Source organism: Pseudomonas sp. P9_35, from assembly GCF_034008205.1.
Lineage (GTDB): Bacteria > Pseudomonadota > Gammaproteobacteria > Pseudomonadales > Pseudomonadaceae > Aquipseudomonas > Aquipseudomonas kilonensis.
The window spans coordinates 4,457,451-4,471,261 of the sequence record NZ_CP125373.1; the positions used below are offsets into that span (position 1 = coordinate 4,457,451).

Genomic DNA, 13,811 nt, shown 5'->3' on the forward strand with positions numbered 1-13,811 from the left:
CAATCGCTGACTCAAGCCAGGCGCGACAACATCTCCTGCGCTTCGCTCTTCTGGGTGGCGTCGCCTTCGCTGAGGACTTCGCCGAGGATGTCGCGGGCGCCGTCGTTGTCGCCCATGTCGATGTAGGCCTGGGCCAGATCGAGCTTGGTCGCCACTTCGTCGGTACCGCTAAGGAAGTCGAAGTCGGGTTCGTCTTCAGCACCGACCAGAGCATCTTCGGCGGTAAACGTTGGCTGGCCCAGCGTGTCGGACAGGCGATCCAACTCGGCGTTTACATCGTCCAGCTCGGACTCGAAGGCATCCTTGGGCGCATCGTGCGCGTCCATTTCGTCAGACAGGGACAGATCGAAATCCGCCGGCAGTTCGAGATCGTCGGCTGGGATGTCGGCCAAGGCTGGCGTTTCAGTCGCAGGCAAGTCCAGGCCCTTGAGGTCGTCGTCCAGATCGAGCAGGAAGTCTTCATCGTCGAGCGCCGGGATCGGGGTCGGCGCATCGGCACCCAGGTCCAGGTCGAATTCCGACAGGTCGTCCAGGCTTTCGTTGGCTTGAGTCTGTTGCTTGAGCACCGACTCGAAACTCAGGTCGTCGTCTTCCGGGAACGCGTCCAGCTCAGCGACAGGCTCTGGTGTCGGTGCGACCGGGGTCGTTTCCAGGTCATCCAGGCTCAAGTCAAAGGCGCTGTCCAGCTCCTCGTCGGTCGGCGTCTTGTCTTCCAACAGGTCCTTGACGTACTGCGCGTCCAGCTCCGCTGCCACTGTCGCGGCGGCCAGGCCTGCCGCGGTGGCGACCACCATGGCCGGGAAACGGCTTTTCAGCTGTTCGACCTGGGCGAAATTCTCGCCATTGGCCACCAACTGGCGTTCCTGGGCGACGAAAGCGTCGCGGTCGCCCTGCTGACCGTAGACTTCCATTAGCTTCAGGCGCAGGTCGCTGCGCTGGGGCTCGGCCTTGATGCCCTGTTCAAGCAGGTCGGCGGCCTGGTTCAAGCGACCGCGGTCGATATGGGACTGGGCCTGGGGCAGCACGTCGTCGGAGCGCTCGGCAGCCGGAGCCACCAATGGCGCCGCGATAGGCGGTGTGACCACCACAGGCGCGACCACCGGGGCCGGCTTGGGGACTGGTGCAGGGGCAGGCGCGGGTTTTGGCTCGAGTTTTACGCTCGGTGGCGGAACGTCAATGCCCTCGAAGCTGCTCGGGGGCAGATCGAGCTCCGGGGAGAAGTCAGCCTCCTCCTCGAGGGCTCGGGCCATGCGCAAGTGCTTTTCCGCTTCCTGTTGAGCCTTGCGGCGACGGGCGAGCAGCAACAGCAGCAACAGCAGGAGCAGCGCGCCGCCGCCAATCAATCCCAGCAGGATCGGGTTGGTCAGCAGGTCGTTGTATTTTTGCTCGTTGGACGCGGCAGGCGTCGGCTCGACCGGAGCGGCAGGCGGCGTCGCTTCCGGGACCGCCTCTGGCGCAGGCGCAGCCGTCGGGGCCTGTGCCGCTGGCGCAGGGGTCAACTCTGCGGACATTGCAGGAGGTGCCTCGCCAGCAGGAGGAACGGCGGCACCTTCGGCCTGCATCTTGGCCAGTTGGTTGTTCTTCAGCTCGATCAGGCGCTGCAGTTTGTCCAGTTGGCTCTGCAGATCCGCCATGCGGCTTTTCAGTTCTTCGTTATCCCGGCGAGCCGAGTCGAGGCTTTCCTGGGTGACTGCAAGCTTGTTGGTGAGCGCCTGGGCATCGCCGGCAGCGCCCTTGCCCTTGCCGCCCGCCTTCGCCGAGTCGGCCGACACCAGGCTCAAGTTGTCGCGACCGGCAGCCTGTGCCGGCGCGCCTTCGCCACGGCCACGCTTGGTGGCATCCAACTGCTGCTTGCCAGCACCCGCCACGCCACGACGACCCGAGCGCCAGGCGGCGTTCTGCGCAGCCACTTCAGCGATGGCCTGGGGTTGCGGCAACGCAGTGCTTTGCACGGGGTCCGGCAGGCGCAAGACCTGACCGGTCTTGAGCAGGTTGATGTTGCCGTTGATGAATGCGTTCGGGTTCAACGCCTGGATCGCCAGCATGGTTTGCTGGACCGACCCACCGTTGCGCGCCTTGGCGGCGATTTCCCACAGGGTATCGCGCGGCGTGGTGGTGTATTGCGAAGGCTTGGTGGCCCCGGTGACCGGCGTGGACACGACCTGGGGCGGTTTCGCCCGGGCGGCGTCGGCGGCCTGTGGCGAGAATTTGGAAGGATCGAGCAATACGCTGTAGTCGCGCAGCAGACGGCCGTTGGGCCACATCACCTGCACCAGGAACTTGACCATGGGTTCGGACAGCGGCCGGCTGGACGTTACCCGCAGGACGCTCTTGCCATTGGCGTTGATCACCGGGGTGAAGCTCAGGTCATTGAGAAAGGCCTGGCGGTCGACGCCGGCCTTGGCGAAGTCATCGGGCGAGGCCAGGCTCGGCACGACTTCGGCGGCGGTCAGCTGCTGGACGTCGAGCAACTCGATCTCGGCGACCAGGGGCTGGTTCGGCGTCGACTTCAGGGTCAATTCCCCGAGCCCGAGCGCTTGCGCCATACCGGAGGACAGCGCCGAGGCGGCCGCTATTGCTAACACCAGTTTGCGAACTTGAACCATAGCCTCTTCCTTTGTTTGAACATTCCTCGGCCAGCGAGAAGGTATTGATGCCGCTGCCGTAAGGCATTGCGCGCAGCCCCGAAGCGACGGTGCGCGCGATCATTTCACTCATGCCCCGGGAAAGTCCCCCAGAGGGATGTTCGCCTTCAGCATTCCGACCAAGCATAGCGCCCGGCTAGAATCATTCGACAAATTGACGCCAAGTATCTTTTACAGCAAGTCTTTTATCAACAACTCAGCCACCTGCACGGCATTGAGCGCCGCGCCCTTGCGCACGTTATCTGACGTCAGCCACATATTTAGTTCCGCCGGATCGTCGATCCCACCGCGCACACGACCAACGTAGACCACATCCTGCCCCACCGCATCGCCCACCGCCGTCGGGTAATCGCCCGCCTCCACCAGCTCGATACCGGGTGCCGCTTCCAACGCCGTGTTGACCTTGGCCAGGTCGATGGGGCTCGCAGACTGCACAGTCACGCTAAAGCTATCGCCAAAAAACACCGGGGCTTGAATGCAAGTTACGGAAATCTTTAACAAAGGTTGATTCAGCACCTGGCGCAACTCGCGGACCAGGCGCTTTTCCAGCTGCGTATGGCCCTGCTCGTCCGGGGTGCCGACCTGGGCCAGCAGGTTGAACGCCATCTGCCGATCAAAGAATTTCGGCTCCAGCGGACGGGCGTTGAGCAGCTCGGCGGTCTGGCGCGCCAATTCGCTCACGGCCACGCGGCCCTGGGCCGACACGGCGAGGCTGGCGGTCAGGCTGATGCGTTGCAAGTCCAGGCATTCGCGCAGCGGCGCCAGCACGACCGCCAAGGCCGTGGCCGAAGCGCTGGGGCTGCTGACCTGCAACGGCTTGCTCAAACCGGCGAGCACCTGGGCATTGGCTTCCGGCACAATCTGCGGCGCCTGTTCGGGCGGCAAGGCGCCGGACAGGTCGATCAGCGCACAGCCAGCCGCCGTGGCCCGCGGGGCGAAACTCAGGGTCACCGCCGGGCCGGCGGCGAAGAACACCAGTTGGACTTTGCTGAAATCGAATTCGTCGACTTCGCGCACCCGCACGTTTTTGCCGCGGAACATCACCGAGCTGCCTGCCGATTCGCTGCTGGCCAGCAGGTGCAGGTTGCCGACCGGGAAGTCCCGCTCTTCGAGAATCTGGACGAGGGTTTCGCCGACAGTACCGGTGGCGCCGATCACGGCAATATCAAAGGACTGGCTCATGGGTCTACCTCAGGTAAAACGTGGGGAGCGGCACTTTACCGGGTGGTGGGTATGCAGGCAATTGGCCGGAGGGTTTGCAGTGCCTGGGCGGGCCTCATCGCGAGCAAGCTCGCTCCCACATGGGATCTTCAGTGACCACAAAACCTGTGGGAGCGAGCTCGCGATGAGGCCCGCCCTGATACACAATTGCCCCCCAATAAAAAACCCGCACCTCTCACAAGGCACGGGTTCTTTCACCGCAGCAATCGATCAACGCTCGAGCAGGATCCGCAGCATGCGACGCAGCGGTTCGGCCGCGCCCCACAGCAGTTGGTCGCCGACGGTGAAGGCACCGACGAATTGCGAACCCATGTTCAGTTTGCGCAGACGGCCCACCGGTACGTTCAGGGTGCCGGTGACCTTGGTCGGGCTCAGCTCCTGCATGCTGATTTCGCGGTTGTTCGGCACCAGCTTGACCCAAGGGTTGTGCTGGCTGATCAGCCCTTCGATGTCGGCGATCGGCACGTCTTTGTTCAGCTTGATGGTCAGCGCCTGGCTGTGGCAGCGCATGGCGCCGATGCGCACGCAGATGCCGTCCACCGGGATCGGGCTCTTGAAGCGACCCAGGATCTTGTTGGTTTCGGCCTGGGCCTTCCACTCTTCGCGGCTCTGGCCGTTAGGCAGTTCCTTGTCGATCCAGGGGATCAGGCTGCCGGCCAGCGGTACGCCGAAGTTCTCGGTCGGGTAGGCATCGCTGCGCATCGCCTCGGCGACCTTGCGGTCGATGTCGAGGATGGCGCTGGCCGGATTGGCCAGGTCGTCGGCGACGGCGGCGTGGGTGGCGCCCATCTGCTTGATCAGCTCACGCATGTTCTGCGCGCCGGCACCGGACGCCGCCTGGTAGGTCATGGCGCTCATCCACTCCACCAGACCAGCTTCGAACAGGCCGCCCAGGCCCATCAGCATCAGGCTGACAGTGCAGTTGCCGCCGATGTAGTTCTTGGTGCCCGCGTCCAGCTGCTGGTCGATGACCTTGCGGTTCACCGGGTCGAGGACGATCACCGCGTCGTCCTGCATGCGCAGGCTGGAAGCGGCGTCGATCCAGTAACCCTGCCAGCCGGCTTCACGCAGCTTGGGGAAAACTTCGCTGGTGTAGTCGCCACCCTGGCAGGTCAGGATCACGTCGAGGGTCTTGAGCTCTTCGATGCTGTAGGCATCCTTGAGCGCACCGGTGTCCTTGCCCACGGACGGGCCCTGGCCACCGACATTGGAAGTGGTGAAGAACACCGGCTCAATGAGATCGAAATCCTGCTCTTCCAGCATTCGCTGCATGAGCACGGAACCGACCATGCCGCGCCAACCGATCAGACCTACACGTTTCATCGCAACTACACCTATACAAAAGTGGGCCACCGTCGGAGCGGTGGGCCCGAAAGATTACAGATTCCGCAGCGCGGCGACTACTGCATCGCCCATTTGCTGCGTACCGACTTTGGTACAACCTTGCGACCAGATATCACCGGTGCGCAAGCCTTGGTCCAAGACCACGCTGACGGCTTTTTCGATCGCGTCGGCGGCATCGTTCAAATTGAAGCTGTAGCGCAGCATCATCGACACCGACAGGATGGTCGCCAACGGGTTGGCAATGTCCTGCCCGGCGATGTCTGGCGCCGAACCATGGCACGGCTCGTACATGCCCTTGTTGTTGGCGTCCAGGGAAGCCGACGGCAGCATGCCGATGGAGCCGGTGAGCATCGACGCTTCGTCGGACAGGATGTCGCCGAACAGGTTGTCGGTGACGATCACGTCGAACTGCTTCGGCGCACGCACCAGTTGCATGGCGGCGTTGTCGACGTACATGTGGCTCAGCTCGATGTCCGGGTAATCCTTGGCCACCTGCTCGACCACTTCACGCCACAGTTGGCTGGAAGCCAGTACGTTGGCCTTGTCCACCGAGCACAGCTTCTTGCCACGCACGCGGGCCATGTCGAAGCCAACCCGGGCGATACGGCGGATTTCGCTTTCGCTGTACGGCAGGGTGTCATAGGCCTGGCGCTCGCCATTTTCCAGCTCACGGGTGCCACGCGGGGCGCCGAAGTAGATGCCGCCGGTCAACTCGCGGACGATGAGGATGTCCAGGCCCGCGACGATTTCCGGCTTCAGGCTCGATGCATCGGCCAGTTGCGGGTAGAGAATCGCCGGACGCAGGTTGCCGAACAGACCCAGTTGCGCACGGATCTTCAGCAGGCCGCGCTCAGGACGGATGTCGCGTTCGATCTTGTCCCATTTCGGGCCGCCCACGGCGCCCAGCAGCACGGCATCGGCTGCACGGGCACGGTCCAGGGTTTCATCGGCCAGGGGCACGCCGTGCTTGTCGATGGCTGCGCCGCCGATCACGTCGTGGCTGAGTTCGAAGCCAAGGCCGTACTTGTCGTTCGCCAGTTCCAGGACCTTGACCGCTTCGGCCATGATTTCCGGACCAATGCCATCACCTGGGAGAATCAGAATCTGCTTGCTCATGCTTTCCTCGTTTGCTCTGTCGGCACACGCCTGGGCTTTGTACCCAACGCCTGGCCGGGAAAAATGCTATCGCTCGGCCCACAGCACCAACACATCTGTACTGAACGAACCATCGGCCTCAATCTCAAAATATTCACGCACTTCATCGCCCATCGAACGCTGCAGCTGGAGAATCGCCGCCCGCATCACCTCGGGGGTGCGCATGCGCTCGACCCAGGAGCGGTATTCAAGGCGCAGGCGCTGGCGCGAGGTGCTGCGGGTGTGCAACCCCGCCTCGCTGACCTGGCGCAACCACTCGCCGGCAGAATAATCGCGCACGTGGCTGGTGTCGCGCAGCACTTCGACGCTTTGCAGGTACGTGTCCAGCAACGGCATGCCAGGCGACAGGACGTCGATGAACGCCACCACGCCGCCCGGCTTGAGCACCCGGCGCACTTCCCGCAACGCCAGGCCCAGGTCGCTCCAATGATGCGCCGAATAGCGGCTGAACACGAAGTCGAACTCAGCGTCGGCGAACGGCAAGCGCTCAGCGGCGCCGCATACCGTGCCGACATTGCCCAGGCCACGCTCGGCAGCTGCCGTGGCGACCACGTCGAGCATTTGCTGGGACAAATCATAAGCCACTACTTCACCGGCCAGCGGCGCTACATGGAAACTCACATGGCCGGCGCCGCACCCCAGGTCCAGCACCCGGGCATCGCCACGGCCGGCCAACGCAGCTTGCAGCAACGCGAATTCAGCGCCCTGGGCGTGCACGGCACTGCTCAGATAGGCCGAGGCCTGTTCACCGAATTGCTTTTGTACAACCTGACTGTGGGCGGTGCTGGTCATGGGATGTCCTTGTGGTGTTGTGTTGCCTGGGCGGGCCTCATCGTCGGATCGCCGCCCGGAGCAAGCTCGCTCCCACAGGGGCTTTGTGAACGCCGCAAATCCAATGTGGGAGCGAGCTTGCTCGCGATGAGGCCGGTACTGCCTACATCAATCCATCAAGCATCGCGAAACAACCAAGGCTGGCTCGCCCGGTGCTTGGCCTCGAACGCGGCAATCGCCTCGCCGTCCTGCAAGGTCAGGCCGATATCGTCCAGGCCATTGAGCAGGCAATGCTTGCGAAACGCGTCGATCTCGAAACCCAGCACCTTGCCGTCGGGACGGGTCACGGTCTGGGCGGCCAGGTCGACCTGCAGTTGATAGCCTGGGTTGGCCTCGACCTGCTGGAACAGCTCATCCACGTCAGCATCGCTGAGGATGATCGGCAGCAAGCCGTTCTTGAAGCTGTTGTTGAAGAAAATGTCGGCATAGCTCGGCGCGATGATGCTGCGGAAACCGTATTCTTCCAGGGCCCATGGCGCGTGCTCGCGGCTCGAGCCGCAGCCGAAGTTCTCACGGGCCAGCAACACGCTGGCGCCTTGGTAGCGCTCGGCGTTGAGCACGAAGTCCTTGTTCAAAGGCCGCTTGGAGTTGTCCTGGTAAGGCTGGCCGACATCCAGGTAACGCCATTCATCAAACAGGTTCGGGCCGAAACCGGTGCGCTTGATGGACTTCAAGAACTGCTTGGGAATGATCTGGTCGGTGTCGACGTTGGCACGATCCAAAGGCGCGACAAGACCGGTGTGCTGGGTAAAAGCTTTCATGCTGCGCTCCTTCAGATCAATTCGCGGACGTCGACGAAACGGCCGTTGACAGCCGCCGCCGCGGCCATGGCCGGGCTCACCAGGTGCGTACGGCCACCGGCGCCCTGACGGCCTTCGAAGTTACGGTTGGAGGTGGAAGCGCAATGCTCGCCCGACTCCAAGCGGTCCGGGTTCATCGCCAGGCACATCGAGCACCCCGGCTCACGCCATTCGAAACCGGCTTCAAGGAAAATCTTGTCCAGCCCTTCCGCTTCCGCCTGGGCCTTCACCAGGCCCGAGCCTGGCACCACGATGGCCTGCTTGATGGTCGAAGCAACCTTGCGCCCCTTGGCGATCACTGCTGCAGCGCGCAGGTCTTCGATCCGCGAGTTGGTGCAAGAGCCGATGAACACACGGTCAAGCTGAATGTCAGTGATCGCCTGGTTGGCGCTCAAGCCCATGTATTTCAAGGCGCGGACGATGGAGTCGCGCTTGACCAGGTCCATTTCCTTGGCCGGATCCGGTACGTTCTGGTCCACCGCCAACACCATCTCAGGCGAAGTGCCCCAGCTGACTTGCGGCTTGATCTGCGTAGCGTCGAGCTCGACCACGGTGTCGAACTTGGCATCGGCGTCCGACACCAGGTCTTTCCAGGCCTCGACCGCCATGTCCCATTCCGCGCCTTTTGGCGAGAACGGACGGCCCTTGACGTATTCCACGGTTTTTTCATCGGCGGCCACCAGGCCAACGCGGGCACCGGCCTCGATGGACATGTTGCAGATGGTCATGCGGCCTTCGACGGACAAGTCGCGGATCGCGCTGCCAGCGAACTCGATGGCATGGCCGTTACCGCCGGCGGTGCCGATCTTGCCGATCACCGCCAGGACAATGTCCTTGGCGGTCACGCCGAACGGCAACTTGCCCTCGACGCGCACCAGCATGTTTTTCATTTTCTTGGCGACCAGGCACTGGGTGGCGAGCACATGCTCCACCTCGGAGGTGCCGATGCCGTGGGCAAGGGCCCCGAAAGCACCGTGGGTCGAGGTGTGCGAGTCGCCGCAGACCACGGTCATGCCAGGCAAGGTCGCGCCCTGCTCCGGGCCGATGACGTGGACGATGCCTTGGCGCACGTCATTCATCTTGAATTCGACGATGCCGTATTCGTCACAGTTGTCGTCGAGGGTCTGGACCTGCAAGCGCGAGACCTGGTCGGCAATGGCTTCGATGCCGCCCTTGCGCTCCGGGGTGGTCGGTACGTTGTGGTCCGGGGTCGCGATGTTGGCATCGATACGCCAAGGCTTGCGCCCGGCCAGGCGCAGGCCTTCGAAGGCTTGCGGCGAAGTCACTTCGTGGATGATGTGACGATCGATGTAGATCAGCGCCGAGCCATCGTCGCGCTGCTTGACCAAATGCGAATCCCAGAGCTTGTCGTAGAGCGTTTTGCCGGCCATCAGACGGTTCCTCATCAGCTTGTTTCTATGCCCCGGGCCTTGAACGAATCAATAACCCCTTGGCTTGTGAGGCTGATCCTATGGGGTTACATTAAATAACTCAAATTCATATTTTTCATACTTTGCATAACCAACTGGAATTCGACCGGAACCGCCATGGACCTCGCCAACCTCAATGCCTTTATAGCCATCGCCGAGACGGGCAGTTTCTCCGGCGCCGGCGAACGCCTGCACCTGACCCAGCCGGCCATTAGCAAGCGCATTGCCGGCCTCGAGCAACAGCTCAAGGTGCGCCTGTTCGATCGCCTGGGCCGTGAAGTGGGCCTGACCGAGGCCGGCCGGGCCCTGTTGCCACGGGCCTATCAGATCCTCAACGTACTGGACGACACCCGCCGCGCCCTGACCAACCTGAGCGGCGAAGTGACCGGGCGCCTGACGCTCGCCACCAGCCACCACATCGGCCTGCACCGCCTGCCACCTTTATTGCGGGAATTCACCCGACGCTACCCCCAGGTGGCGTTGGATATCCAGTTCCTGGATTCGGAAGTGGCCTACGAAGAAATTCTCCATGGCCGGGCGGAACTGGCCGTCATCACCCTCGCCCCCGAACCCCACACGCTGGTACGGGCCACACCGGTGTGGGACGACCCCCTCGATTTCGTGGTTGCCCCGGAGCATGCGCTGCTGGAAAACGGCGCGGTCAGCCTGGCGGACATTGCCCTGCATCCGGCGGTTTTCCCGGGGGGCAACACGTTTACCCATCACATCGTGCGACGGCTGTTCGAAGCCCAGGGCCTGACACCGAATATCGCCATGAGCACGAATTACCTGGAAACTATAAAAATGATGGTCTCCATCGGCCTGGCCTGGAGCGTTTTGCCGCGCACCATGCTCGACGAACAGGTGGCGCGCATTCCTTTGCCGGGCATACAACTCAGTCGCCAGCTAGGCTATATCTTGCACACCGAACGGACGCTGTCGAACGCCGCACGGGCCTTCATGGCCTTACTGGACGCACAAATCGATTTGCCAGGGACAAGGGCATAGGTTGTGCCGCGTCTGTAGGGCCTGACGCCTGTGCTTTATGCCCTAACCCGCTCAAGGCTCGCTAGATAATGCCAAAACCCGCTGACCACCTCCCGCCCTTGCCACGCATCCAGGCGCTCGACCCGAAACGGTCCGAGCAGAGCTGGGACAGCGCGCCGCAGTTGCTGGCCGCCCTGAACGGTGCGCGGCTGGGGGCCTGGTCGTGGGACATCGAGACTGGGAAGATCAGTTGGTCCCGGGGTACCCAGGCGCTGTTCGGCTTCGATCCGCGCCAGCCATTGCCAGCGGATGTGGATTATCTGGACCTGCTGCTGCCCGAAGACCGGGCCAAGGCCCTGCGTGCCTTTCATGCGGCAGTGGCCGGGGCGCCACTGGAACAGGCCATGCATCACCACATCGTCTGGCCCGATGGCAGCTTGCACTGGCTGGAGATCAGCGGCAGCGTGCTGCCCGACAAGCACGGGCGCCCGCGCATGATCGGGGTGATCCGCGAAATCACCCATCAGCGCGAGCGGGAACAGGCGCTGCGCAGCTCGGAAAAACGTTTTGCCACGCTGTTCCACCTGAGCCCGAACATGGTGCTGCTGACCCGCGAGGAAGACGGGATGATCAGCGAGGCCAACCAGTATTTCGAAAGCCTGTTCGGCTGGCCGCTGCACGATGTGATTGGCCGGACCACCCTGGAACTGGGCTTGTGGGTCGACTCCGGGCAACGGGAAAAACTGCTGGAAGCCATCAAGGCCAAGGGCGAACTGGCGAGCATGGAGGTGGAACTGCGGGCGAGCAATGGCCAGATCCACACAGGCCTGCTCAGCGCGCAGAAAGTCGAGCTGGAGGGCCAACCCTACCTGTTGAGCGCCTTTCTTGACACCACCGAGCGCAAACTCGCCGAACAGGCCCTCAAGGATAGCCAGGAACGCCTGGACCTGGCCCTCGACTCGGCGCAACTGGGCACCTGGGACTGGCACATTCCCAGCGGCATGCTCTACGGCTCGGCTCGGGCCGCGCAACTCCATGGCCTGGAGCCCAAGCCGTTCCACGAATCGTTCGATGCGTTTTTCGAAGGCGTCCCCACTGAAGAACGCAACAACATGCGCAATGCCTATCGCAGCCTGCGCGAAGGCCCGGCGGGCAACTATCAGTTGACCTACCGCATACAACTGCCGGACGGCAGTTCGCGCTACCTGGAAAGCCGTGCCCGCCTCTACCGCAACGACGACGGCAGCCCCTTGCGCATGGCCGGGACCTTGCTGGACATCACCGACCAGGTGGAGCGCGAACAGAGCCTGGCCGCCTCGGAAGAGAAATTCGCCACGCTGTTCCAGGTCAGTCCCGACCCGATCTGCGTCACCCACCAGGACAGCGGGCGGTTCCTCGAGATCAACTCCAGCTTCACCCAGACCTTCGGCTGGACCACCAGCGACGTGATCGGCCTCAACGCCGACGAAATCGGCCTCTGGGACGCCTCGGGCAGCAGCCTGCAACGCATCGAACGGGTGATCCGCGAACAATCGCTGAACAATGTCGCCATCGTCGTTCACCACAAGAACGGCCAGCCATTGACCTGCGTGATTTCCAGCCGAAAAATCAACGTCGGCAACCAGCCCTGCATCGTCACGACCTTGCGCGACATCACGCAGCAACAACGCTCCGAAGCCGCCCTCAAGGCCAGTGAAGAGAAATTCGCCAAGGCGTTTCATTCCAGCCCCGACGCCATCACCATCACCGAGCTCGAAAGCGGTCGCTACCTCGAGGTCAACGACGGCTTCTGCCGGCTGACCGGCTACCGCGCCGACGAAGTGATCGGGCACACCGTCTACGAAGTGGGGATCTGGGCCGAAGAAAAACAGCGAGCCGCCTTGCTGGCCGAGCTGCAACTCAAGGGCCGCGTAGTCCACCAGGAGATGCTCGGGCGCAATAAACAGGGGGAAATCCTGACGGTGGAGGTCTCGGTCGAGCCCATCACCCTCAATGAAACCGCATGCCTGCTGCTGACCGCCCGGGACGTGAGCCTGTTGCGCAATGCCGAAGCCCAGATCCGCCACCTGGCCTACCACGACTCGCTGACCAACCTGCCCAACCGGGCCTTGCTGATGGACCGGCTGAGCCAGCAGATCGCCCTGCTCAAGCGCCACAACTTGCGCGGCGCCCTGCTATTTCTCGACCTGGACCACTTCAAGCACATCAACGACTCCCTCGGTCACCCGGTGGGCGACACCGTGCTGAAGATCATCACCGCGCGCCTGGAAGCCAGCGTGCGCCTGGAAGACACCGTAGCGCGGCTGGGTGGCGACGAATTCGTGGTACTGCTCAGCGGCCTGGAAGGCTCGCGCAACGAAGTCAGCGAGCAAGTGCGGACCCTGGCCGACACCCTGCGCGAACTGCTTTCGGAGCCGATGTTTCTCGATGGCCAGCGCCTGCAGGTCACGCCGAGCATCGGTATCGCGCTGATTCCCGATCACGGTTCCACGCCCACCGATTTGCTCAAGCGCGCCGACATTGCGCTGTACCGCGCCAAGGACTCAGGGCGCAACACCTCGCAGATGTTTCACACCACCATGCAAAAAGCCGCCAGCGAACGGCTGCGGATGGAGACCGACCTGCGCCTTGCCCTGGCCCGTGGCGAGTTCAGCGTGCATTTCCAACCTCAGGTCGATGCCCGGGACAACCGCATCATCGGCGCCGAAGCCCTGGTGCGCTGGCATCACCCGGACCTGGGCGCCCAATCGCCCAATGAATTCATCAAAGTGCTGGAGGACAGTGGCCTGATCCTGGAAGTCGGGACCTGGATCCTCGATGAAGCCTGCGACGGCTTCAAGCAACTGATCGCCAAGGGCAAGATCGATCCCCAGCAATTCAGCCTGTGCGTGAACATCAGCCCACGGCAATTTCGCCAGAGCGACTTTGTCGAATGCATCGAAAACAGTCTCCTCTCTCACGGCCTGCCCTTCTCCCTGCTGAAACTGGAGATCACCGAAGGCATCGTGATCCAGAACCTGGACGACACCATCGCCAAGATGCGCCGGCTCAAGAAACTGGGGGTGAGCTTCGCCATGGATGATTTCGGCACCGGCTACTCGTCGCTGACCTACCTCAAGCGCCTGCCGGTGGACACGTTGAAAATCGACCAGTCATTCGTGCGCGACGCCACCAGCGACCCCAACGACGCCGAAATCATCCGCGCCATCGTCGCCATGGCCCGCAGCCTCAACCTGATCATGATTGCCGAGGGCGTGGAGACCTTGGAGCAATTGCAATTCCTGCAAGGGCTCGATTGCCATCTGTACCAGGGTTATTTGCATAGCCGACCGCTGCCGCTGGAGGCGTTTGAGCGGTTGTTGCCATGACAATGCGAAACGGGGCTTTTGTGGCGAGGG

Annotated in this window: 9 protein-coding genes; 2 read left to right on the forward strand and 7 right to left on the reverse strand. The window is 62.8% G+C overall.

Translation table 11 applies throughout. The features are described 5' to 3' along the window. Nucleotides 1–11: 11 nt before the first annotated feature. From QMK47_RS19610 to leuC, 7 genes are all read right to left on the reverse strand, one after another. Nucleotides 12–2,606, reverse strand: a complete 2,595-nt coding sequence (locus QMK47_RS19610) for a FimV/HubP family polar landmark protein (RefSeq protein ID WP_320389176.1) — start codon at nucleotides 2,604–2,606, stop codon at nucleotides 12–14. 210 nt (nucleotides 2,607–2,816) lie between these two features. Further along, entirely contained in the window at nucleotides 2,817–3,827 is a 1,011-nt protein-coding gene (locus tag QMK47_RS19615; RefSeq protein ID WP_320389178.1) for an aspartate-semialdehyde dehydrogenase, read from the reverse strand. Nucleotides 3,828–4,076: 249 nt separating this feature from the next. Beyond that, nucleotides 4,077–5,189 carry an aspartate-semialdehyde dehydrogenase gene (asd, locus tag QMK47_RS19620; RefSeq protein ID WP_003203857.1) on the reverse strand — a complete coding sequence of 371 codons (1,113 nt, stop codon included), beginning with the start codon at nucleotides 5,187–5,189 and terminating at the stop codon, nucleotides 4,077–4,079. Nucleotides 5,190–5,243: 54 nt separating this feature from the next. After that, nucleotides 5,244–6,326 carry a 3-isopropylmalate dehydrogenase gene (gene leuB, locus QMK47_RS19625; protein WP_258688859.1) on the reverse strand — a complete coding sequence of 361 codons (1,083 nt, stop codon included), beginning with the start codon at nucleotides 6,324–6,326 and terminating at the stop codon, nucleotides 5,244–5,246. Nucleotides 6,327–6,392: 66 nt separating this feature from the next. Next, nucleotides 6,393–7,157, reverse strand: coding sequence for a class I SAM-dependent methyltransferase (locus tag QMK47_RS19630; RefSeq protein WP_320389179.1), 765 nt, complete (start codon nucleotides 7,155–7,157; stop codon nucleotides 6,393–6,395). Nucleotides 7,158–7,312: 155 nt separating this feature from the next. After that, nucleotides 7,313–7,957, reverse strand: coding sequence for a 3-isopropylmalate dehydratase small subunit (gene leuD, locus QMK47_RS19635; protein WP_018612423.1), 645 nt, complete (start codon nucleotides 7,955–7,957; stop codon nucleotides 7,313–7,315). An 11-nt stretch (nucleotides 7,958–7,968) separates the two neighbouring features. Next, the gene (gene leuC / locus QMK47_RS19640) at nucleotides 7,969–9,387 is read right to left on the reverse strand and encodes a 3-isopropylmalate dehydratase large subunit (protein ID WP_003203866.1); all 1,419 of its coding nucleotides are present in this window, start codon (nucleotides 9,385–9,387) and stop codon (nucleotides 7,969–7,971) included. A gap of 156 nt (nucleotides 9,388–9,543) precedes the next feature. On the opposite strand from leuC, the gene QMK47_RS19645 reads away from it, so the two are divergent. Continuing rightward, nucleotides 9,544–10,434, forward strand: a complete 891-nt coding sequence (locus QMK47_RS19645) for a LysR family transcriptional regulator (RefSeq protein WP_003203868.1) — start codon at nucleotides 9,544–9,546, stop codon at nucleotides 10,432–10,434. A 68-nt stretch (nucleotides 10,435–10,502) separates the two neighbouring features. Then, the gene (locus tag QMK47_RS19650) at nucleotides 10,503–13,781 is read left to right on the forward strand and encodes a PAS domain S-box protein (protein ID WP_320389180.1); all 3,279 of its coding nucleotides are present in this window, start codon (nucleotides 10,503–10,505) and stop codon (nucleotides 13,779–13,781) included. Nucleotides 13,782–13,811 lie beyond the last annotated feature (30 nt).